Here is a 22,819-nt window from a genome sequence, read left to right as displayed (position 1 = left end):
TTAAATAAAAGAAAACGAGGGTAGCATGATGGACATCTTATTCCCGCAGCAACTAAAAAAATACCGTACTAAGTTAGGGATGTCTCAAGAAGATATCGCTGATAAATTATTTATTTCACGACAAGCTGTATCTCGTTGGGAGTCCGGAGATGCAACACCCGACCTAACTAATCTGATCAAGCTTACTGATATATTTGATTGTTCATTGGATAGTTTAGTATTAGGTGTGTCACAACAGCATTCAGATGCAAGTGATCAAGGCAAAATAGATAGTCAAGAATTTACGTTCGATCCGCGCAGTGGTGAATATATTCGTCGTCATCACAATATGAATTTTTGGGATTTTTTAGCGGGCTACTGGTGGCTAATTTTTCCTTTAGGCGGGTTTCTAAGTTGGTTAGTGCCGGCATTAATTGAGACATTCAAGTAAATAAAACCAAAAAATCTCAAACAACGCGTTAGCTGTTTGAGATTTTTTGATATGTTATTGGTTAGCTTCCAGTGTAATCACATTGCCTTCGGAATCTTTGATCCTAAAAGCAATTTTATTGCCAAAGCGAGATTCAGGGTCACCGATAATAGGGATAAAATTGTTACGCAGATGTTTGCGTAAATCCACTTGGTGATCCCGAACAAGCATTTCGATACCTCCAGTGGGTGAGCCAGCTACAAAGATAATGTCTTGGCCATCAATCATGAGATGTCGGCCACTTTCATGACCAGATTGTGGTAAATCAAACACATCACGCCAAAAACGATAAGCACGGTTTGTATCTGTTGCGGGAATTGTTTTAATGTTAAGTTTGCGTGGTTTCATAATACTTATAGTATATATTAATTTGAACGTTTTTCAACACACAAGTGACCATATTATTTAAAAGTATGTTACACTTAACTTTATGGCATTATTAGAAATCAGTGGGCTTTCAATGGCCTATGCAGAAAAAACTTTATATGAAGACGCAGAATTCGAATTACAACAAGGCGAACATATGGGGATTGTTGGTCAGAACGGTGCAGGTAAGTCAACGCTTATCAAAATCGTAACTGGTCAAGAATTACCATTGTCTGGTAAAATCGAATGGCAAAAAGGGCTAAAAATAGGCTATTTGGATCAGTATGCAGAGATTCCAGATGGCATGGATTTGGTGGCCTTTTTGCATACTGCCTACCAAGATTTATATGACAAGCAAGATCGTATAACCGAACTTTATAATGACTATGCGGCGTCTATGAATGATAAATTATTAGAACGCGCGGGACGTATGCAAGAAGAACTTGATGCGGCCGGTTTTTATGATGTGGACACGAAGATTGAACGTGTGATATCTGGTCTTGGTTTGGAAGCAATTGGTCGTGATCGTGAATTAGATCAAATGTCAGGTGGCCAACGTGCTAAAGTGATCTTAGCGAAGTTGTTGCTTGAAAACGACGACGTCATTATTTTAGATGAACCAACAAACTATTTAGATGTGGCGCATATTGAATGGTTGGAGGACTTTTTGCAAAATTATGAGGGCTCAGCGATGATTATCTCTCACGATTTTGACTTTTTAGATAAGGTCACGAATGCGATTATTGATTTATCGTTTGGGAAGATCACTAAGTTTCGTGGTTCATTTAAAAAAGCCATGCGCCAAAAAGATGAACGTGCTGAACAGCAATTGCGTCAATATGAGAAACAACAAGGCGAGATTGAAAAAGCACAGAAATTTATTGCAAAAAATAAAGCGCGTGCGTCAACGTCTAAGCAAGCGAAATCACGTGAGAAGATGCTGGCACGTATGGATAAGGTTGATCCGCCATCTGAAGCACTACAAGCAAAGTTTAACTTTCCTTACGTGAATTCGCAATCGGCCAATGCATTGTCAGTGAATGACTTATCTGTTGGTTATGTCACACCAGTTTTGGAACCAGTCACCTTCTCAATCACAACTGGGCAGAAACTTGTGTTTAAAGGCTTCAACGGTGCAGGTAAATCCACACTGATTAAATCCATTTTAGGCCTGATACCTGCTTTGCATGGTGATGCGGAATTTTCTCCTTCAGCAATTGTTAATTATTTTGATCAAGATTTAGAATGGGATAATGACACTAAAACACCACTGCAGGAAATGCAAGATCATTTCCCAACGCTGGAACCTAAGGCATTGCGGACACGTTTAGCTGCTGCTGGTATTAACTCTGAAAATGCGCAAAAACCACTACAGCAACTTTCAGGTGGTGAACAAACCAAGGTTAAACTTGCAATTATGGAAATGAAACCTAGTAATTTCTTGATTTTAGATGAGCCAACAAATCACTTAGATGAAGGCACTAAAAATGCATTACGTGCAGCTATCGACAAGTTTCCAGGAAATGTTATCATTGTTTCCCACGAAGTGAGTTTTACTAAGGGATTAGGCGATCGTGAGTTAAACGTTGCTGCGCTTTCCTTTAAGAAAGACACAGAATAATAGTTACAAAAAAAGCCGAAAGGCTTTTTTTATGTGCTGAAGGTTGACAATTCGCTGTTAGTAAACCATAATTATAAATAAGTTTACTATGAGATGATTAATGACGTTAATTGGTTAGGAAAAAACATGAAAACAGATGAACGTATATTGCAATTTTTTGCTGAACATGAGGGAGACTATTTAAGTGGCGAAACACTAGCTCAAAATTTAGATATTAGCCGAGCTGCCGTATGGAAGGTGATTAAGAAGTTAACGGAACAGGGACATCACATTACAAGTCAACATCATGTGGGCTATCTTTATCAAAGTGGTCACGTATTAAGCGCACCTATGATATCACAATTAGCAAACACGCATTGGCAGATTCGCTTACTTGATGTCGTCGATTCAACGAATACTTATGCAAAAGAAGCATTGATGACTGGTGATATAACCGAACCAACTATGATTGTTGCCAATCATCAAACAAATGGTCGAGGACGTTTGGGTCGTGTCTTTTTATCACCTGCAGATCATGGATTGTACATCTCTTTTGCGTTGCCGTTGGCAGTTGGAACGTCTGTAATACCAGGGTTATTGACAACTGGTGCTGCCGTTGCCGTGGCGCGAGCGATTAAAAGAACATTGGCTATTGATTTGGATTTTAAATGGGTCAATGATTTGCTAGTTAACTCACGTAAAGTTGGTGGTATTTTAACAGAAGGTGTGATGGATTTTGAAAGTCAACAGGTTTCGGCCATTGTGGTGGGGATTGGATTGAATTTATTACGTCCCCAAAATTTAGATGGTTCACTTGAACAAAAAGTTGGTGGTATGGTTGAAAATTTGGTTGTGTCGCGTAATACAATCATCGCGGCCATACAAGATGAATTCACACAAATGTATGCTACCTATACAACAGGACAGTTTTTACCGCAATATCGTGCGCATAATATTGTTATTGGTCAAAATGTGTCGGTTAAATATGGTCATGATGTGGTAATGGGAATTGCTAGGAACATTGATCAACAAGGACACCTAATACTCGATATGGGAAACGATGTGATGACGATTGATTCCGGTGAGGTATTGAAAGTTAATTTACCAGACAACGTTTATAAGGGCTGAGTTTTACAATTTAGATAATGATTAGGAGATAAGAAATGAATTCAAATACACAACGTATTGCCATTACTGCGGTACTCACAGCGTTACTATTAGCAGTCGGTCCCTTAGCAATTAATATCGGTCCAATACCCATGACCTTACAAACACTGATTATTGCCTTAGTCGCTTCAGTGTCGTCAACACGAGTTAGCCTGACTGCAATTGGGTTGTATTTACTATTGGGTGCATTGGGATTACCTGTTTTGGCAGGTTTTAAAGGTGGCATTGTATTATTTTTTGGACCAACAGGTGGCTACCTATGGTCATTCTTACTTTTTTCACCAATTATTGGTTTATCGTTTAAAAAGTGGCGGACGGTTACAGGTTTAATAGTGACAAATTGTGTGGCAACGATTCTCAATCTGACATTTGGGACGATTTGGCTTAGTATCAGTACACATATGTCGGCTCAAGCGGCAATGGCTGCTGGCGTGACACCATTTATTTTGTCAAGTAGCCTTAAAATTGTTATTGTAGTGATTGTTGCCCTAGCAATTAGGCAGGTACAGTCACGTACTTTACTGGCATTTTAATAAAAATAGGTAGACTAAATGATTTCAGTGGTGAAAAAATGAAAATTAGAATTATTGGTCCAGTAGGGAGCGGTAAAACGACGTTTGCTCATCAACTTAGTAACCGTGTGAATGTGCCAGTGACATCATTGGATGATCTGAATTGGATTCGATCGGTTGACGGTGATCGACATCGTACAGTACCTGAAAGGCAATTGTTGATCAATGAAGTGTTACAGCATGACAGTTGGATTATCGAAGGGGCACAATATCGGGAAGGGCAAGCACTTTTTGAAAATGCAGATAAAATATTTGTATTAGATCCACTCTATTGGCGAAATACAGTGTATATCATCAAACGCTGGATTAAAAATTTTTTGTTTAGTGGACCACCACAATATCATCAATTACGTATTTTTTTGCATTGGCAAAAAAATTGGAAAAATACGCATCGAGCGGAAGTTTTTGATTTATTACGAGCGTATCAGTCTAAAGTAACGGTCTGTGATGATTTAAAAGGTTTGACAAAAGATAAAAATTAGAATAAAATAAAAACCATGAGAAAATCATAGAGGTTGCCATAACCAAGAGTCATTCGTGGAGTATTGATAGATACTGTGAAACGAACAAAAGGGGGTGTGGCCGAAGTGCTGATGCTATCATATCAGTTAACTGGGCCAATAGTTAAGAACTATTGGACTGTCGCGATTGTGCGGGGTGCTATGACAGAAACGATTGTTTTATAGCGATCCGTGACTGCCACATCCGGCAATCACGGATTTTTATTTTATTTGAAAAGGGTGTAACTATGGTAGAGGCAATAACGCGGCCAACGCAAATTGAAATTTCTAAGAAAGCTTTAAAGCATAATACAGAAGTGGTTAAAAATACTTCTGGTGCTGATAAAATATTTTTAGCTGTTAAATCAAACGCTTATGGCCTCGGGTTGATTCCAACATCTAAGGCAGCAGTAGCTGGTGGTGTGTATGGTTTGGCGGTAGCCATCATTGATGAGGCGTTGGCATTACGTCATGAGCGGGTGACTGCGCCAATTTTGATTTTAGGTATATCACCAGCCAAATATGCTGAACTTATGGCAGTACAACATATTTTGACAACGGTTGTGTCGTTGTCATGGCTAAAAGAAGCAGCGCAATATTTGAGTGGCGAACAACGGTTACACGTGTCATTAGGTGTCGATACAGGTATGGGTCGCATTGGCTTTCGTGATCGACAGTCACTTGCTGAAGCGATTACCTATTTGCAAGATAATAGTCATCTATTTGACTACGTTGGTTTGGCAACGCATTTTGCGGAATCAGATTCTACTGATACAGATTATTTCCATATGCAGCTTAAACGATGGCACGATATTACAGATGGGTTACCAGAGCCTGAATTTTACCATGTTGCAAACTCTGGTGCAGCAATGTATCACGCAGATGAAGTACCTCATGAAGTCGTACGTGTAGGCACTGTTTTATATGGCGTGGAGCCTTCTCGTGGTGAATTAGCAGACGGCAAAAACTTACAGCCTGTCATGGCGTTACGTAGCGAAATGAATTTTGTGAAACAGTTACCAGCTGGTGAGGGAATTAGCTATTCACACAAATACACAACCACTGGTGATGAATGGATTGGCACTGTGCCAATTGGTTATGGAGATGGCTGGTTGCGTAAAATGACTGGATTTAAGGTAATTGTTGATGGTCAATACGCACCAATTGTTGGTCAAGTTGCCATGGATCAATTGATGATCAGATTACCACGCCAATATCCAGTAGGCACGAAAGTGACTTTTATTGGAAAAGATGGTGGTCTAGAAAATACCATAGAAGATGTCGCGCAACATGCTGGATTAGCTCCTTGGGAGATTATGACAGGCATGCAGGACAGATTACATCGTGTTTTGGTAGATTAACCTTGTTTTAAATCATTTAAAGTATCATCGTTAGAATATTAGGAGAGAAATAAACATGACAGAGCGGACGTATAATATTGCAATTCTTGGCGCAACGGGTGCGGTTGGTACCCGATTAATTGAACAACTTGAGACATCAACAATTCCAGTTAATCAAGTAAGGTTACTCGCATCTGCCAAGTCAGCGGGCAAAAAATTAACATTCAAAGGGCAAGATATCATTGTTGAAGAAGCAACACCAGAAAGCTTTGATGGCATTGATTTGGTCTTGGCGTCAGGGGGCGGTTCTGTCTCTCATAAATTTGCGCCTGAAGCAGTTAAGCGTGGTGCTGTTGTTGTTGATAACTCAAGCTACTGGCGAATGAATGATAATGTGCCTTTAGTTGTGCCAGAGGTGAACGAAGCCGACTTGCAAGCACATAATGGTATTATTGCCAATCCGAACTGTTCAACAACACAAATGGTTGTTGCACTTGAACCGATTCGTCGTGCTTATGGGCTAAGTCGTGTGATCGTTTCAACATACCAAGCAGCCTCCGGCGCTGGACAATCAGCATGGGAAGAATTGGTAGCGCAAACGACTGCACATAATGCAGGTGAGAAAATGGTAGCCAATATATTGCCAGTAAAAGGTGCTGACAAACACTATCCACTAGCATATAATCTATTGCCACAAATTGACATCTTCGAAGATGATGGTTATACTCACGAAGAATGGAAAATGATTCATGAAACTAAGAAAATCATGTTTGGTGATAAAAATTCTAAGTCAGTTAAAGTGACTGGAACAGCAGTCCGCGTGCCAGTGCCCGTTGGTCATGGTGAAACGGTTTATTTTGAAACTGATCCTAATACTGGTGCAACGACTGCTGGCATTCAAAAAGCTTTAAGTCAAGCTGATGGTGTTATTTTGGAAGATGACCCTAAAACGCAACTTTATCCACAGCCAATCAATGCTGAAGGTAAGCGTGAGACTTTTGTAGGACGCGTCCGTCCAGATCTTGAAAATGATGATTCATTTCATATGTGGGTTGTGTCCGATAATTTGCTGAAGGGTGCAGCGTGGAACACTGTTCAAATCGCTGAGCGCCTGGTGGCATTAAATCTCGTTTGTGTACCAGCAGGTGCGGCGGCTAAATTTATAGAGGCATAGCATGTTACAATAAGGTTATGGAAACAATAATCTTAGTCTTAACAATTATTTTAATATTGGTGGCATTATTACATCAAGTCAAGCAAAATCCCGCGACGATGAGAATCGGTACGTATGGGATTTTTATTGTATTGGGAACTTTTTGGTCAATCATGCACGTGATCCATACCACAAGTGAAAGTATCAATGTGGTCCTAAAATATGGTTTTGTGATTGGAACTTTTTTCGGTGTAGTACTCATGTTAAGTATGGTAAGGCACAGTTGGAAAAGATCACACGACATATTATTGCCGCTACTTGTGTTTGGCTATTTTTTCAGCTTAATTGTGGGATTTAATTGGCCTCTTTGGCGTTTAAGTGCACCTTGGTTGATGTTATATTTTGTGTGGCAATTTATTCGTTTTACTGTGAGTAGCATGGTTTATAAATATGTGACCAAAGCCCCTGAGAAAGGGCCCCTAGTTGTTTTAGGTGGTGGGTTAGCGGCAGGATATCGTGTTGGAAACATCGTTGATCAACGTATTCAAGCAGCTGTTAGAGATGCTCGGCAGATGTCAGAATACCCAACACTAATTTTTTCTGGAGGCCAAGGAGAAAATCAGCTGGTCAGTGAGGCTGAAGCTATGCGAGATTGGGCTGTATTAACATATGATGTGCCACGTGACCATACGATGTTAGAAAACCGCTCACATAATACTTATCAAAATATAAAATACACCTCGCAGTTATTGAACGGCAAACCCTTTACATTTTATACGAGTAACTATCATGTTTTTCGTGGCGTTTTACTAGCACAAAAGCAGCATATTATGGCACGCGGCCGCGGGGGCTCAGTATCTCTGAGCTATCGTATACCTGCTTTTTTTCGTGAATTTGCAGGGGTAATGAATATTAATAAAAGACAACAAATTATATGGGGACTGATTTGGCTGGCTATTGCCTTGATTGTTAATGGCATTATTATCGGTTGAGTGTGTGATATAATTACTCTACTGTGTGAAAAGTAATGTTTTAGTGAGAGGACTTACAATCGCAATAATAAGATATGGGAGAGACACATGACTATTTTTGGAAAATTAATGTGGTTTTTTCGTACTCATAAACGGCTCTATGCTTTAGGCTTGTCGTTTTTATTTTTAACGGAAATATCCCAGATGGTTTCACCAGCACTGGTCGGCCGCTTTACAGATGAGGTTGTTTCCAGAACATTAACCATTGAAAAAATATTTTTGTATGCTGGTGGCATTTTGCTATTCTCATTACTCATGTATGTGTTTAGATATGCCTGGATTACCAACATTTTCCAGGGTTCTGCGCTGCTTGAAAAAACACTGCGACAACAGTTATTTGATCATTATATGATCATGGATACCACATTTTATCAACGGCATCGGACAGGGGATTTGATGGCGCATGCAACCAACGATTTATCGGCGGTACAGCGTGTGGCTTCGGGCGGTATTCTAATGTTAGTTGATTCAGTTGTTGTCATCATTTTTACTGTGATATCTATGATTATTGTCGTTGATTGGCGATTAACACTAATCGGTGTATTACCGTTACCACTTTTGGTAATTGGTGTATGGTATTTATCACCCAAAATTCGGGCAGCATTTACGCAGTCACAGGAAGCATTTTCACGTTTATCCAATAAATCTCAAGAATCTATTGCTGGAATTAAGGCGATCAAGACTTTGGGGCAAGAATCAGCAGATGTTGAAGCCTTCGAAATACAAGTTAAAGATGCGATTCAAGTGAATAAGCGGGTTGCGCGGATTGATGCGCTATTTGGTCCAATGGCTACGGTCATCATGACATTAAGCTATGTCATTATGATGACATATGGTGGATCACTGGTAATTGATAAAGCAATTACGATTGGTCAATTAGTATCATTTTCAACGTATTTAGGGTTACTTGTTTGGCCGATGTTTGGCTTAGGACAACTATTTAATGTACTCGAACGTGGTAATGCATCATATATACGTGTACAAAACATATTGTCCGAAAAATCTGCCATTAGTGAAGCTGAAAATGGTGTTGTAGAACCTGCCAAGGGTGACTTAGTTATTCAAATTAATCAATTTACCTATCCAGATACTGACAACCAAGAACCAACGTTAAAAAACATTCATGTCTCAGTGAAATCTGGCGGTACGGTTGGCATAGTGGGTCGTGTTGGGTCTGGTAAGACAACATTAATTAAATTGTTATTGCGACAATTTGATGGCTATTCTGGCGTTATTCGTGTTGGGAACGTCAACATTAAAGATTACACATTAAAGGCTTACTTGCAGGCGATTGGCTATGTTGCGCAAGAAAACTTTTTATTTTCAACAACAATACGAGATAACATTCGATTCTCTGATATGAATAAAAGCCAAGAAGATGTTGCATTTGCTGCTAAACAAGCTGATTTTCATGATGATATTTTATCCTTACCAGCAGGTTATGACACGGAAGTTGGGGAACACGGTGTTAGCTTATCAGGTGGGCAAAAACAGCGTTTAGCGATTGCGCGTGCTTTAATTAATGACCCTGAAATTTTAATTTTAGATGATGCCTTATCAGCCGTGGATGCGCGTACAGAAAAGAATATTTTGCGCGTACTAAAAACGCAAAGAGCAGATAAAACAACGATTATTGCAGCACATCGCATTAGTTCCGTGATGACTGCTGATGAAATTATTGTTCTTGATCACGGTGAAATTAAAGAGCGTGGGACTCATGAGACCTTAATCGAGATGGATGGTTGGTATGCCAAAATGTTCCGTCAACAACAGTTAGTTACTGAAATAGTCAAAAAAGGTAACGGAAAGGCGGGTATAGATGGCTGAAAAAAAGGATTCTATTTGGGTAAAGAGTATTCCGTTGAAAGAGCAAATTCATGTCATCGTGACATTGATTAGGACAGCTAAACCCTTTCGACAAATGTTTTTTTGGGCATTGGCCTTTGGCGCAGTCTTTGCTTTACTTCAGGCTGCTGCACCACGCATTATTGCTTATTATATGACGGATTATTTACAACAAAATAATCATGTGACGTTTCAGGTGATGCTTAGTTTCGCCATATTAGTTGTCGTTATTCGTTTAGGACAGGCTGTAACAGATTTTTTGAACGCTTATTATTTTACCGTGGCAGCTGAATATGCGTTAGAAGACTTACGTGTTAAAGTGTTTCGAAAGTTACATACTTTGGGGATGCGTTATTTTGACCAAGTACCAGCAGGGTCACTGGTAACACGTGTCAATAATGATACAGCCTCGCTTGCTGATTTTTGGCGTTTTTTCATGGAACTAACATTTGTTGCCATGAGCATGATTGGCGCTTATGTTGGTATGTTAACGGTTAGTGTGAAAGCGACTTTTCTAATGCTTGTCTTTGTACCCTTTATTATCGGTTCTGTGCTGATATATCAACGTTTTTCATCGCGCTTGTTTCGCCATATGCGCGAGCGTTTGTCACACTTAAATGCCAAAATAGCAGAGAGTATCACAGGCATTGACGTTATTCAAGAATTTTATCAAGAGGAGCGCTTTAAGAAATCATTTGCTAAAGTAAATGGGGAATATTTCAACGCACGTTTTCGAATGATTCAAGCAGATGCGTTATTACTAGAGCCCATGATTGATTTGTTACTCGGCGCAGCAACGGTGCTCGTATTTTGGTACTTCGGTGTTTTGTCCATGACAACGGTTGTATCAGCTGGTGTCATCTATGCCTTTACGACTTATTTAAATAATATTTTTAGCCCACTAGAAAGTGTGATGAACCTATTTAGTCCCTTCCAAGAAGGCATGGTTTCTGGGTATCGAATTTTAGGTATTTTGGCGGAAGATACTGATGCACCCAAGCAAAATGAAACTGCCAATAAAATCATTACAGAAGGAAAAATTGAATTTAAGCATGTTGATTTTAGCTATGACGGTCAGCATAAAATTTTAGAAGATCTCACCTTTACAGCAAATCCCGGAGATACTGTTGCTTTAGTGGGTCATACAGGATCAGGTAAATCGTCGACTATTAATGCTTTGATGCGATTTTATGATTTTCAAGCGGGTCAAATTTTAATTGATGGTCATGATATCAGGGACATCAAACGAGACGATTTACGCCAAAAAATGGGATTGGTGTTACAAGAGCCTTTTATGTTTTTCGGTGATATTGCTTCTAACATACGCATGTACGATGAATCAATTACCGATCAACAAGTGGTGACTGCTGCTAAATTTATTGGTGCTGATAAATTGATTATGGACACACCAGATGATTATCACAGCCAAGTACAAGAGGGTGGTTCAGGATTTTCTGCAGGGGAAAAACAGTTAATTAGTTTTGCTAGAACGATTGTTAGAGATCCTAAAATATTGATATTGGATGAGGCAACGGCCAATGTTGATACTGAAACGGAATCACTTATTCAACAGTCATTATTAAAAATGCGTCAAAATCGCACAACAATAGCCATTGCTCACCGTTTGTCTACGATAAAAGATGCAGATCTCATTTTGGTGTTAGATAAAGGTCAAGTCGTTGAACGTGGTACGCACGATGAATTGCTTAAAGAACATGGTCGCTACTATGATTTATACCGTTTGCAGGGCACACAAACAGATACAGCGACGGAATAATAATTGTAAGTATTTGTTTATAAATGTTAAAGTTTTCACATTATCATGTTATGTTTTCTGCCATAACTTTGACGAAGATGATTCTAAACGAGTACAATAGATTATAGAACATAATTAGGTGAGCAGACTATAAAATTTTCAAGCAACACAGTCGCGACCCTTTTAACGTTAATATATGTATGCGCTACAGTAGACATACATGAATAAGGAGAGATTTAAGCATGTCAATGATTGAATTCAAAAATGTCGAGAAGTACTACGGTGACTTCCATGCACTCAAACATGTCAATTTAAAAATTGATGAAGGTGAAACGGTTGTTTTGATTGGCCCTTCCGGTTCAGGTAAATCAACACTTATTCGTACAATTAATGGTCTGGAAGAGATTCAAGAAGGCCAATTACTAGTTAATGGTTTTGATTTACATGATCCTAAAACAGATATGAACCGTATGCGAAAAAATGTTGGTATGGTTTTTCAGCATTTTAATTTATACGACAACAAAACGACGTTAGAAAACGTTATGTTAGCACCTCGGTTAGTTTTGAAACGTGACGAAGCTGAAAATAAAAAAATTGCAATGGAGTTGCTAGAAAAAGTTGGTTTAGCTGATAAAGCGGCTAATATGCCTTCAGAACTATCTGGTGGTCAAAAGCAGCGTGCAGCAATTGCGCGTTCCTTGGCAATGCGTCCAAAAGCTCTGTTGTTTGATGAACCAACATCTGCTTTGGATCCTGAAATGGTTGGTGATGTTTTGGATGTCATGCGTGATATTGCCAAAGACTCATCAATGACAATGCTAGTTGTTACTCATGAAATGAGCTTTGCTAAGGCAGTTGCCGACCGTGTTATTTTCATGGCTGATGGCGAGGTATTGGAAGATAGCACTACCAGGGAATTCTTTGAAAAACCAAAGGAAGTTCGTGCACAAAAGTTTTTGAGTCAAGTTGAACATCATTAAGATTATGGAGGAAATGCGTTTGCCAGTATGAATGAAAGTTGTGCATACTAGTGTTGACGTATAAACATTATGGAAAAAGCTAAAAAACGACAGTTTGGTATTATTGCCACAATTGTCTTGGCTGCCGTTATTGTCCTCGGTTTAATGTGGGCAACAGCAACTGCTAAGAAAAACGAAGAACATCAAGATACGTTAGCCCGAGTAGAAAAACTCGGTCGCATTGTATGGGGTGTTAAAGCGGATACACGTTTATTTGGGCTAATGGATACCAAAACTGGTATCTCCCAAGGATTTGATATTGATATTGCGCGAGCGATTACGGTTCAAATATCCAAACAAACGGGTGTACCCATGTCAGCAGAATTTGTGCCAGTATCATCATCATCAAAGATGCAATTAATCAAAAACACCAACATTGATGGTTCTGTCTCGACAATGACCATCACGCCAGAACGTGAAAAGATCATTGATTTTACTAATCAATACTTTGATGCTGGACAATCTATTCTGGTTAAAAAGGATTCAGGCATTCGTTCAATTAAAGACATGAATAGTTCAAAATACACGGTAATTGTTGTCGTTGGTACAACTGCCGCGACCGAATTAAAAAAGTTTGCGCCTAAGGCAAAAATGCTTGCTGTGCAGGATTATGCGACAGGCATGCAGGCATTAAAGAGTGGTCAAGGTCAGGCAATGTCAACGGATAATGCCATCTTGTATGGGTTCGCCACAGAAAACCCTGAATACCATATCGCTGGTAAGGCGTTTACACACGGTCCGTATGGTATAGCATTTGATAATAATCAAAAGCCTATGATAGATGAAACAAACAAGGCGCTAGCTACCATTAAAGAAAATGGTGTTTATAATAAACTCGTCAAGAAGTGGTTTAGCAATGTACCCGGGCTTGATTGGCATAGTTTGGAGGCGAAATAATGAATTTATTACAAGATAATTTCCCAACATTCTTACAAGGATTTGGTTATACATTGCTTTCAAGCGTGATTGCATTAGTTGGATCAATGATACTTGGTACTGGATTTGCGATTATGCAAATTGTGCCACAAAAATGGGCTCGGAAGATTGGTAATGTTTATGTGCAAGTTTTCCGAAATATTCCCTTGTTGATTATTACTTTCTTTTTCTTCCTTGTTGTTTCCAAATATATTAAGATGAGTGGCTTTACTTCAGGAACAGTCGCTTTGATGTTATATACATCAGCTTTTATAGCCGAAACAGTACGTGCCGGTATCTTATCTGTTGATTCTGGACAAATGGAAGGTGCACGTGCAAATGGCTTGTCATTTGCACAAGCCATGCAGCATATCGTATTACCGCAGGCATTTCGTATTTCACTACCCTCATTGGGAAACCAGTTTATTAACTTAGTGAAAAATTCATCTATTCTGGCCTTTGTTGGCGGTTTAGATTTGATGTATCAAGGTAACATGGTTGCTGCCAATACATTTGATACGTTTAGCACCTACATCATTGTGGCAATATTTTATTTAGTTATCACATTGCCTTTGAGTTACTATATGCAACACCTTGAGCGTAAGCTCAAGCACGCAGCGTAAGGAGGAATTATGGTTACATTAGGAATATTTAGTGCCTTTACACCACAAAACGTCCTTTACCTATTGGGCGGCTTGGGTATTACAGTAGGCGTATCGGTCATATCGGTGATTTTAAGCCTTATCTTTGGTTCGGTTGTTGGTATCATTCAATTTGAACGTTTACCATTCTTTTCTAAGTTTGTTGGGACAATTAATAACGTTATTCGTAATTTGCCGTTACTACTTATCATTTTCTTTGTCTACTTTGCATTACCAAAAATTGGCATCCACTTACCTATTTTTTGGGCAACTGTGATTGCTATGAGTACTTTTGAATCAGCCATGTTAGCAGAAATCGTCCGTGGTGGGCTTGAATCGGTTGATATTGGGCAGTTTGAAGGTGCGCGTGCAAACGGCTTAAGTAATATGCAAACGATGATTTATATTATTTTACCCCAGGCGTATAAAAGAATGATTCCGCCAATTATTTCACAGTTGATTTCATTGGTAAAGGATACAAGTTTGGCATTAGGCATTGTATTAGCCGAAATGACGTATCGTGGTCAAATTGTTTATGCACAAAATTCAACTTACATCATACCAGTCTTAATTGCAATTACATTAGTTTACTTCTTATTGAATTATGGTTTGTCACTTATCGCAAGATGGGCTGATCATAAGTTGGCATAGCCTGGTATGCTCGGATATTTAATCAAAAACTAGCAAATGAGATAGTTATTGATTGTTTTTTAACCATAAAATATTACCAGTTATAATGAGTTGTATATGAGAAACACACATGGTATACTAATATCTGTTAATTAGAAACTTAAAACACTCAAATATATCTCGGGAGGATATGAGCAATGGAAACATGGAAGAAAGTGGCCATTGGTGCAGCAGCAGTTGTTGTTGTCGGTGGCGGTACACGCGCAGCAGGTCTTTGGGGTGGTAGTTCAGCAGGAAATAGTAAAAATCTATCATTCCAGTTGCCCACACCAATTCAGACATTGGATATTTCTAAGAATACGGATACTTATTCCGGCACGATCATTGGTAACTCTGGTGCAAACTTAATGCGTGTTGATTCAAAGGGTAAGGCGCAGCTCGAACTGGCTAAGTCTGTGAAACATTCAAAAGATGGTTTGACCTACACCGTTGTCTTGAAGGATGGCTTGAAGTGGTCAGACGGATCAAAATTGACTGCTAAAGATTTTGTTTATACATGGCAACGTATTGTTAACCCTAAAACAGCATCACAATATGCTTACCTAGCATCTGGTGTTAAAAATGCAGATAAAATTGCTGCAGGCAAGGCAGCTGTTGATACGCTTGGCGTAACAGCAAAGGGTGATACAATCACTTTTGAACTTGAACGACCAATGCCGCAGTTCGAATACTTGTTAACATTTGCTAACTTTATGCCACAAAAAGAAAGTTATGTTAATAAGGAAGGCAAAAAATATGCGACAACTTCGAAAACATCGCTTTATTCTGGCCCTTATAAGGTTGAAGGTTGGAATGGTACTAACAACAGCTTTAAGTTAATTAAAAACGATAATTATTGGGATGCCAAGAATGTTAAAACAAAGCAAATTGACATTCAAGTTGTTCAGAAACCAGAAACAGCTGTGCAATTGTATAAGCAAGGTAAAATTGACCGTGTTTCCATTGCTAATACACCTGAATTATACAAGGCAAACAAAAATAATAAAGATGTTGTGAAGGCACCTGAAGCAACAACGTCCTTTATAGAATACAATCAAACGGGTAAGAATAAATTCTTGGCTAACGCTAAGATACGAGAAGCTTTAAACTTAGCTACAAATCGTAAAGAATTGACAGATCAGGTAACAGCTGGTATTTCAACACCTGCAACTGGTTTAGCACCGGAAGACTTAGCTAAGACAGCATCTGGCAAAGATCTAGCTAAAACTGTAGCACCAGGATACAAGTTTGATGCGACTGCTGCCAAGGCCGCTTTCCAAGAGGGCTTGAAAGAATTAGGTGAAACTCAGGCAACGATCACAATTACGTCTGATGCTGACTCACCTGCTGCAAAATCAACTGTAGATTACTTACAAGGTTCTTGGGAAAAAGCATTACCAGGTTTGAAAGTTAACCAAAAATTAGTACCATTTTCACAACGTCTAAAGGACTCACAGACACAAAACTTTGATGTTGTCGTGACACTTTGGGGTGGTGATTATCCTGAAGGTTCAACGTTCTATGACTTGTTTAAAGATGGGGCATCATATAACAACGGTCAATTCAAAAACGCTGCCTACAATGCTGCAGTTAAAAAGGCAGAAACAACCGATGCTTTGAATGACGCAGCACGTGACACAGATTATAAGAACGCCGAAGCAGCATTGTTTAAGGATAATAATATTAACCCATTGTACTTCCGTTCAGGATACTCTTTGCAAAATCCTAACGTGACAGGTATTATTCTTAATACAACAGGTCTGAACCAAGACTGGAAATCAGCTGTTAAGAAGTAATAGCGTGAAACAAAAAAATCAAGTTGAATGAGTAAATTAAGAATTAACGTTAGTTGATTCTTATTTTATTTAAGAAGGTAATGTCAGGCAGCATATAATAATATTCAAGCGATTAACATTCCTGCTCAAACTATTTATGGCTGTAATCATAAAATCATATTATGAGATATAACGACTAAGTATTAGTTGTATATGATAATGCTAAGTGATATAGTATTATTTACTAATATGTATTTAAAAAGGACTGACATATCTTGGGAGGATAGTAGTATGGATACATGGAAAAAGGTGGCTATCGGTGCAGCAGCGGTTGTTGTTGTCGCCGGTGGCACACGCGTTGCAGGACTTTGGGGCAGTGAAAAAACTGCTGCAAAGAGCACATTAAATTATTCATTGCCAACAGATATTCAAACGTTAGATATCTCAAAAAATACTGATCAATATTCTAATCAAATTATTGGTAATTCAGGTTCTAACTTGTTGCGAGTCGATGCTAAGGGGAAGGCAATTCCTGACCTTGCGACGTCTGTTAAAGCGTCGAGCGATGGCTTAACTTATACTGCTACATTACGTAATGGGCTAAAGTGGTCGGACGGATCAAAGTTAACAGCGCAAGACTTTGTTTATTCATGGCAGCGTATTGTTAACCCTAAAACCGCCTCACAATATGCTTATCTAGCATCAGGTGTGAAGAATGCAGATAAAATTGTTGCGGGTAAAGAAAAGGTAGCTAATTTAGGGGTGACCGCCAAAGGCAACACAGTGACTTTCAATTTAGAACATCCAATGCCACATTTTGAATACCTACTCACTTTTTCAAATTTCATGCCTCAAAAGGAATCGTTTGTTACTAAGCAAGGGAAGACATATGGCACAACATCTGATAAACAATTGTACTCAGGCCCTTACACCTTTAAGGGTTGGAATGGCACGAATGGTACATTTGAACTTGTGAAGAACAAAAATTATTGGGATGCTAAGCGCGTCAAAACACAAACATTAACCTATCAAGTGGTCAAGAAGCCTGAGACAGCTGTTCAACTCTACAAGCAAGGCAAATTAGATGAAGCACCATTAACCACAACGGAGCTTTATAGTGCAAACAAGGGCAATAAGAACAGTGTTAAAGTACCAGAAGCACGAACAGATTACATTGAGTATAATCAGACAGGAACCAATAAATTTTTAGCTAATACTAAAATTCGACAGGCTTTGAATTTGGCTACAAATCGTGAGGAACTTGTTAAAGAAGTGACTGGTGGCGTATCTACAGCTGGAACAGCTATCGTACCAACAGGGTTAGCTAAAACAGCAAGTGGTACTGACTTAGCTAAGTATGTGGCACCTGGATATACGTATGATAAAGATCAAGCAGCTAAATTATTTGCTGAAGGATTGAAAGAAATTGGCGAAACCAAAGCTAATTTAACGATTGAAGCGGCTTCAGACCAACCTGCAAACAAAGTCGTTGTTGATTATTTGCAAGGTTCTTGGGAAAAAGCACTGCCTGGTTTGACAATCAATCAAAAATTTGTACCATTTAAGCAAAGATTACAAGATGCTCAGAATCAAAATTTTGAAATCTTGCTAACGGCGTGGGGTGGTGATTATCCTGAAGGGTCAACTTTCTATGACCTATTTAAAAATAATGGGGCTTATAATGATGGTAAGTTTATCAATGACACCTATACTGATGCTGTTAATAAGGCTGAAACAACAGATGCGTTAGACCAGAAAAGTCGAGATACAGACTATAAAAATGCAGAAAAATCTTTGTTTGAGAATGCTAACTATAGTCCATTGATGTTCAGGGCGCATTACGCTTTGCAAAATCCGGATGTCAAAGCTGTTGTAACAAACACAACAGGTTTGCTCCAAGACTTCAAATATGCGTATCGCAAGTAACAATAGGTCGTAAAAATATTTAATTTCAAATAAGAGTTAACGTAAATCGATTCTTATTTGTTTAGAAAGATGATGTTATGTGGAAATATATTTTAAAACGATTGCTGTTACTTATTTTCACGCTTTTCTTAGTGATTACGGTGACATTTTTCCTGATGCAAATTATGCCAGGAACACCGTTCAATAATCCTAAGTTAACGCCTGAAGCGCTAGCACAATTAAAGACAACATACGGATTAGACTTACCGTTGTGGCAACAATATTTAAATTATCTGATTGGCGCAGCGCACGGTGATTTTGGGACATCATTCCAATATCAAAACCAACCGGTTAGTATGTTAATCGGACAACGTCTGCCAGTGTCTGCCCAATTGGGCGCACAGGCATTAGTTGTCGGTGTCATTGCAGGTCTATTTATGGGTGCTGCATCAGCAAGAAACAAGAATAACAAAATTGATGGAACATTGGGTGTCATCTCAACGTTGGGTATCTCAATCCCTAGTTTCATTTTGGGTATTGTTTTGGTCTACGTATTTGGGTTCAAGTGGCCATTGTTCCCAGTCTCTGGTTGGGGTGATTCATTTTCACAAACGATACTACCAACAATTGCACTTGCTGTAAGTCCAGCAGCAGTCACGACGCGATTTGTACGGTCTGAAATGATTGAATCTCTAGGATCTGATTATGTACAATTAGCTAAAGCCAAAGGATTAAGTGCCAAAGAAATTGTTAACCAACATGCTTATCGTAATTCTATGATTCCAGTATTGACTTTAATTGGGCCGATGGCTGCTGGATTACTAACAGGGTCGACATTGATTGAACAAATCTTTTCAATACCTGGTATCGGTCAACAGTTTGTCTTGTCAATTCCATCAAAAGATTTTCCAGTGATTATGGGTACAACAATTGTTTATTCAGCAATGTTGATGGTTATGATTTTGATAACGGATATTTTGACAGCAATTATTGATCCGCGTGTTCGTTTGCAATAAGGAGGCTTATGATGGCAGCAAATACTCAAGATTTTGTCATCGTTGGCGCACAAAGCTCTGAAGCCAACGAGCATATCTCAAAACCAGCCTTGTCTTTTTGGCAAGATGCCTGGCGTCGACTCAAACTTAATAAACTTGCAGTAATTTCAATGTGGTTCTTAGTGATTATTTTGGCATTTGCAGTCTTGTCAAATTTCTTTGTGCCACAAAAACAAGCAAATGCATTTAATTCTGATAAAGTTGGTGTTTACAAAAACTTGCCACCAAATTCAGGCTTGCCAATTCCGGGCTGGAACGGCAAAATAAAAGCACCTGGTGACACAACAGCAACAGATGTATATGAATCACAAGGTGTACCGGAAAATAAAAAATTCATTTTAGGGACTGACAATATTGGCCGCTCAGTTGCAAAGCGTGTCACTGTTGGTTTGCGTATCTCATTATTAGTAGCCATTGTTGCGACATTGATTGATTTGGTTGTTGGTGTTGGTTACGGTGTCTTTGCTGGTTGGAAAGGTGGTTGGATTGACAATGTGATGCAACGTATCATTGAAATTCTATCATCCATTCCGAACTTGATTATTGTGACGATGCTTGGTCTGTTATTAGGCGGCGGTGTGTTATCTATTATTTTAGCCATCGCTATGACAGGTTGGTTAGGTATGGCGCGACAAGTTCGAAACATGACGTTAACATTAAAAGAACGTGATTATGTATTAGCGGCACAATCATTGGGTGAAAGTTCATTCAAGATTGCCGTGAAACATCTAATTCCAAACATGGCAGGCACTATTATTGTGCAAATCATGATGACGGTGCCAACTGCGATTATGTTTGAAGCAGTCTTATCAGCCATTAACTTAGGTGTTAAACCACCGACTGCTTCACTGGGTTCTTTAATTTCAGATGCCCAAGCGATGTTACAGTTCTATCCCTATCAAGTATTAATTCCATCTGCAGTGTTGGTTTTGGTATCATTGGCTTTCATTCTATTGGGTGATGGTTTGCGTGATGCTTTTGACCCACGTGCGAGTGAAGACTAAGAGGTGTGCAAATTATGAGTAATCCAATTTTAAAAGTTGAAAATTTGCACGTGAACTTCAATACGTATGCAGGAACAGTGCAAGCAATTCGTGATGTATCCTTTGATTTAAACGAGGGGGAGACATTGGCTATTGTCGGTGAATCCGGTTCTGGTAAATCAGTAACGACCAAGACATTGATGGGACTCAATGCCAAAAATGCTTCAATTCCGGATAATTCACGTTTGTTATTTAAAGATCGTAATCTATTAGATTTGAAAGAATCTGAGTGGCAATCAGTTCGTGGGAATGAAATTGCTATGATTTTTCAGGATCCAATGACAAGTTTAGATCCAACGATGAAAATCGGTATGCAAATTGCTGAACCGTTAATTAAACATCGTCAAATGAAAAAAGAAGATGCATTGGCTAGAGCCTTGGAATTAATGAAGGGCGTAGGCATTCCTAATGCTGAAGGGCATATCAATGACTACCCACATCAGTGGTCTGGTGGTATGCGTCAGCGTGCAGTGGTTGCTATTGCATTAGCTGCTGATCCAGAAATTTTGATTGCTGATGAACCAACGACAGCACTTGATGTGACGATTCAAGCTCAAATTCTAAATTTGATGAAAGATCTGCAAAAAGAAACTGGTAGTTCAATTATCTTCATTACCCATGATTTGGGTGTTGTAGCAGGTATGGCTAACCGTGTGGCAGTGATGTATGCTGGTAAAATTGTTGAGTATGGCACAGTGGATGAAATTTTCTTTAATCCACAACACCCTTATACGTGGGGGCTGTTAAACTCTATGCCGACAACTGATACACAAGTTGGTTCTTTGGAAGCTATTCCAGGAACACCGCCTGATTTGTTAATGCCACCCAAAGGGGATGCGTTTGCATCACGTAATGTGTATGCTTTGGCAATTGATTCAAAAGAAGAACCACCGTTTTTCCGAGTAAGTGACACACATTATGCTGCGACTTGGTTGCTTGACGAACGCGCGCCGAAAGTAACGCCGCCATTACAGATTCAAAAGCGCTGGGCACGTTGGCAAGAAATTCAAGGGCAGGAGGCTTAATGATGACTGAAAGCACACCAAAGAAGTTAGTTGAGCTGAAAGATTTACAACTTTATTTTAACAAAGGTAAGGCCAATGAAGTTCGTGCGATTGATCATGTCACTTTTGATATTTATGAAGGTGAAGTATTTGGGTTGGTTGGCGAATCAGGTTCAGGTAAAACAACCATTGGGCGTACGATTTTAAAATTACATGAGCCGACTGCTGGTGAAATTTTATTTAACGGTGAAGATGTAACACACTTGAAAGGCAAACATTTATCTGAGTTCCGTAAAGACTCACAAATGATCTTTCAAGATCCGCAGGCAAGTTTAAATGGACGTATGAAAGTACGTGACATTATTGCTGAGGGTATTGATATTAATAAATTAGCAAAGAATAAGACAGAACGTAATGCTAAAGTTCAAGAACTACTTAAGCTTGTGGGGCTGAATGAAGATCATGCAACACGTTATCCACACGAATTTTCTGGTGGACAACGGCAAAGAATTGGTATCGCACGTGCATTGGCAGTTGATCCGAAGTTTATTATTGCCGATGAGCCAATATCAGCACTAGATGTTTCGATTCAAGCACAAGTTGTTAACCTTATGAAAGAATTGCAGACAAAACATTCACTGACGTATTTGTTTATTGCACATGACTTGTCAATGGTGAAGTACATTTCTGATCGTATAGGCGTGATGCATTGGGGTAAGCTACTTGAGATTGGTTCAGCGGATGCTGTATATAATCATCCTTTGCATCCTTATACTAAAAGCTTGCTGTCAGCTATTCCAGTACCTGATCCCGAAGTTGAAAGTTTGCGTCAACACGTTGCATATGACACAACTATTGAAACAGATGGCAAAGACCGACAGATGATTGAAGTTAATCCAGGACATTTTGTTTTGGCAACAGCAGAAGAAGCTGCTACTTATAAATCACAACAAATCTAAGTCAATAAAAAACTATACACCATAACATTATGGTG

Annotated in this window: 21 protein-coding genes and 1 riboswitch; of the genes, 20 read left to right on the top strand and 1 reads right to left on the bottom strand. The window is 39.1% G+C overall.

The genetic code is table 11. The annotated features are described in order from the left end of the window. The first annotated feature begins 25 nt into the window (after positions 1-25). Positions 26-430 (top strand): helix-turn-helix transcriptional regulator, encoded by a 405-nt coding sequence (locus JOD28_RS06465; protein WP_204770009.1) that lies wholly within the window; start codon positions 26-28, stop codon positions 428-430. A gap of 54 nt (positions 431-484) precedes the next feature. Here JOD28_RS06465 and JOD28_RS06460 read toward each other — a convergent pair whose 3' ends face one another. Beyond that, positions 485-817, bottom strand: a complete 333-nt coding sequence (locus tag JOD28_RS06460) for a VOC family protein (protein ID WP_204770008.1) — start codon at positions 815-817, stop codon at positions 485-487. An 82-nt stretch (positions 818-899) separates the two neighbouring features. On the opposite strand from JOD28_RS06460, the gene JOD28_RS06455 reads away from it, so the two are divergent. The 19 genes from JOD28_RS06455 (at position 900) to JOD28_RS06365 (ending at position 22,784) form a co-directional block, all read left to right on the top strand. Beyond that, positions 900-2,456 (top strand): ABC-F family ATP-binding cassette domain-containing protein, encoded by a 1,557-nt coding sequence (locus JOD28_RS06455; protein WP_204770007.1) that lies wholly within the window; start codon positions 900-902, stop codon positions 2,454-2,456. Between the two features lie 126 nt (positions 2,457-2,582). Beyond that, entirely contained in the window at positions 2,583-3,563 is a 981-nt protein-coding gene (locus tag JOD28_RS06450) for a biotin--[acetyl-CoA-carboxylase] ligase (protein ID WP_204770006.1), read from the top strand. A 35-nt stretch (positions 3,564-3,598) separates the two neighbouring features. After that, positions 3,599-4,135, top strand: a complete 537-nt coding sequence (locus tag JOD28_RS06445) for a biotin transporter BioY (RefSeq protein WP_204770005.1) — start codon at positions 3,599-3,601, stop codon at positions 4,133-4,135. A 38-nt stretch (positions 4,136-4,173) separates the two neighbouring features. Then, entirely contained in the window at positions 4,174-4,656 is a 483-nt protein-coding gene (locus JOD28_RS06440) for a P-loop NTPase family protein (RefSeq protein WP_204770004.1), read from the top strand. A 19-nt stretch (positions 4,657-4,675) separates the two neighbouring features. Continuing rightward, positions 4,676-4,845: riboswitch (Lysine riboswitch) on the top strand. A 77-nt stretch (positions 4,846-4,922) separates the two neighbouring features. Beyond that, a complete protein-coding gene (gene alr / locus JOD28_RS06435) occupies positions 4,923-6,035 on the top strand; it encodes an alanine racemase (RefSeq protein ID WP_204770003.1) in 1,113 nt (370 codons plus the stop codon). Positions 6,036-6,090: 55 nt separating this feature from the next. Then, complete coding sequence (locus tag JOD28_RS06430) at positions 6,091-7,188, top strand: aspartate-semialdehyde dehydrogenase (RefSeq protein ID WP_204770002.1); 1,098 nt, start codon at positions 6,091-6,093, stop codon at positions 7,186-7,188. Between the two features lie 17 nt (positions 7,189-7,205). Next, a complete protein-coding gene (locus JOD28_RS06425; RefSeq protein WP_204770001.1) occupies positions 7,206-8,159 on the top strand; it encodes a YdcF family protein in 954 nt (317 codons plus the stop codon). Positions 8,160-8,246: 87 nt separating this feature from the next. Next, entirely contained in the window at positions 8,247-10,025 is a 1,779-nt protein-coding gene (locus JOD28_RS06420) for an ABC transporter ATP-binding protein (RefSeq protein WP_204770000.1), read from the top strand. Next, positions 10,018-11,820, top strand: a complete 1,803-nt coding sequence (locus tag JOD28_RS06415; protein ID WP_204769999.1) for an ABC transporter ATP-binding protein — start codon at positions 10,018-10,020, stop codon at positions 11,818-11,820. Before JOD28_RS06420 ends, JOD28_RS06415 begins: the two co-directional genes overlap by 8 nt. Before the next feature lie 221 nt (positions 11,821-12,041). Further along, a complete protein-coding gene (locus tag JOD28_RS06410) occupies positions 12,042-12,779 on the top strand; it encodes an amino acid ABC transporter ATP-binding protein (RefSeq protein ID WP_275587490.1) in 738 nt (245 codons plus the stop codon). Positions 12,780-12,848: 69 nt separating this feature from the next. Continuing rightward, positions 12,849-13,715, top strand: coding sequence for a transporter substrate-binding domain-containing protein (locus tag JOD28_RS06405; RefSeq protein ID WP_204769998.1), 867 nt, complete (start codon positions 12,849-12,851; stop codon positions 13,713-13,715). Continuing rightward, positions 13,715-14,356, top strand: a complete 642-nt coding sequence (locus JOD28_RS06400) for an amino acid ABC transporter permease (RefSeq protein ID WP_204769997.1) — start codon at positions 13,715-13,717, stop codon at positions 14,354-14,356. The genes JOD28_RS06405 and JOD28_RS06400 overlap by 1 nt, the downstream gene beginning before the upstream one ends. A 9-nt stretch (positions 14,357-14,365) precedes the next feature. Then, positions 14,366-15,025 carry an amino acid ABC transporter permease gene (locus tag JOD28_RS06395; RefSeq protein WP_204769996.1) on the top strand — a complete coding sequence of 220 codons (660 nt, stop codon included), beginning with the start codon at positions 14,366-14,368 and terminating at the stop codon, positions 15,023-15,025. A 176-nt stretch (positions 15,026-15,201) separates the two neighbouring features. Continuing rightward, positions 15,202-16,839, top strand: coding sequence for a peptide ABC transporter substrate-binding protein (locus JOD28_RS06390; RefSeq protein WP_204769995.1), 1,638 nt, complete (start codon positions 15,202-15,204; stop codon positions 16,837-16,839). Positions 16,840-17,109: 270 nt separating this feature from the next. Next, complete coding sequence (locus tag JOD28_RS06385; RefSeq protein WP_204769994.1) at positions 17,110-18,744, top strand: peptide ABC transporter substrate-binding protein; 1,635 nt, start codon at positions 17,110-17,112, stop codon at positions 18,742-18,744. Positions 18,745-18,821: 77 nt separating this feature from the next. Then, positions 18,822-19,739 (top strand): ABC transporter permease, encoded by a 918-nt coding sequence (locus JOD28_RS06380; RefSeq protein ID WP_204769993.1) that lies wholly within the window; start codon positions 18,822-18,824, stop codon positions 19,737-19,739. 11 nt (positions 19,740-19,750) lie between these two features. After that, complete coding sequence (locus JOD28_RS06375; RefSeq protein ID WP_204769992.1) at positions 19,751-20,782, top strand: ABC transporter permease; 1,032 nt, start codon at positions 19,751-19,753, stop codon at positions 20,780-20,782. 14 nt (positions 20,783-20,796) lie between these two features. Then, on the top strand, positions 20,797-21,846 hold the full coding sequence (locus tag JOD28_RS06370; protein WP_204769991.1) for an ABC transporter ATP-binding protein: 1,050 nt from the start codon (positions 20,797-20,799) through the stop codon (positions 21,844-21,846). Positions 21,847-21,848: 2 nt separating this feature from the next. Beyond that, entirely contained in the window at positions 21,849-22,784 is a 936-nt protein-coding gene (locus JOD28_RS06365) for an ABC transporter ATP-binding protein (protein WP_204770018.1), read from the top strand. Positions 22,785-22,819: the final 35 nt, after the last annotated feature.

Origin of the sequence: Leuconostoc rapi, assembly GCF_016908715.1 — a bacterium.
GTDB lineage: Bacteria > Bacillota > Bacilli > Lactobacillales > Lactobacillaceae > Leuconostoc > Leuconostoc rapi.
The sequence above is the reverse complement of the archived record's forward strand: the minus strand, read 5'-3'. Positions and strand labels throughout refer to the sequence as shown.

Coding starts and splice junctions, on each gene's coding strand:
- JOD28_RS06450 (WP_204770006.1), top strand. CDS start 2,583: ATGAAAACAGATGAACGTATATTGCAATTTTTTGCTGAACATGAGGGA.
- alr (WP_204770003.1), top strand. CDS start 4,923: ATGGTAGAGGCAATAACGCGGCCAACGCAAATTGAAATTTCTAAGAAA.
- JOD28_RS06395 (WP_204769996.1), top strand. CDS start 14,366: ATGGTTACATTAGGAATATTTAGTGCCTTTACACCACAAAACGTCCTT.
- JOD28_RS06365 (WP_204770018.1), top strand. CDS start 21,849: ATGACTGAAAGCACACCAAAGAAGTTAGTTGAGCTGAAAGATTTACAA.
- JOD28_RS06425 (WP_204770001.1), top strand. CDS start 7,206: ATGGAAACAATAATCTTAGTCTTAACAATTATTTTAATATTGGTGGCA.
- JOD28_RS06385 (WP_204769994.1), top strand. CDS start 17,110: ATGGATACATGGAAAAAGGTGGCTATCGGTGCAGCAGCGGTTGTTGTT.
- JOD28_RS06455 (WP_204770007.1), top strand. CDS start 900: ATGGCATTATTAGAAATCAGTGGGCTTTCAATGGCCTATGCAGAAAAA.
- JOD28_RS06420 (WP_204770000.1), top strand. CDS start 8,247: ATGACTATTTTTGGAAAATTAATGTGGTTTTTTCGTACTCATAAACGG.
- JOD28_RS06465 (WP_204770009.1), top strand. CDS start 26: ATGATGGACATCTTATTCCCGCAGCAACTAAAAAAATACCGTACTAAG.
- JOD28_RS06445 (WP_204770005.1), top strand. CDS start 3,599: ATGAATTCAAATACACAACGTATTGCCATTACTGCGGTACTCACAGCG.
- JOD28_RS06460 (WP_204770008.1), bottom strand. CDS start 817: ATGAAACCACGCAAACTTAACATTAAAACAATTCCCGCAACAGATACA.
- JOD28_RS06370 (WP_204769991.1), top strand. CDS start 20,797: ATGAGTAATCCAATTTTAAAAGTTGAAAATTTGCACGTGAACTTCAAT.
- JOD28_RS06375 (WP_204769992.1), top strand. CDS start 19,751: ATGGCAGCAAATACTCAAGATTTTGTCATCGTTGGCGCACAAAGCTCT.
- JOD28_RS06380 (WP_204769993.1), top strand. CDS start 18,822: ATGTGGAAATATATTTTAAAACGATTGCTGTTACTTATTTTCACGCTT.
- JOD28_RS06415 (WP_204769999.1), top strand. CDS start 10,018: ATGGCTGAAAAAAAGGATTCTATTTGGGTAAAGAGTATTCCGTTGAAA.
- JOD28_RS06440 (WP_204770004.1), top strand. CDS start 4,174: ATGAAAATTAGAATTATTGGTCCAGTAGGGAGCGGTAAAACGACGTTT.
- JOD28_RS06405 (WP_204769998.1), top strand. CDS start 12,849: ATGGAAAAAGCTAAAAAACGACAGTTTGGTATTATTGCCACAATTGTC.
- JOD28_RS06430 (WP_204770002.1), top strand. CDS start 6,091: ATGACAGAGCGGACGTATAATATTGCAATTCTTGGCGCAACGGGTGCG.
- JOD28_RS06400 (WP_204769997.1), top strand. CDS start 13,715: ATGAATTTATTACAAGATAATTTCCCAACATTCTTACAAGGATTTGGT.
- JOD28_RS06410 (WP_275587490.1), top strand. CDS start 12,042: ATGTCAATGATTGAATTCAAAAATGTCGAGAAGTACTACGGTGACTTC.
- JOD28_RS06390 (WP_204769995.1), top strand. CDS start 15,202: ATGGAAACATGGAAGAAAGTGGCCATTGGTGCAGCAGCAGTTGTTGTT.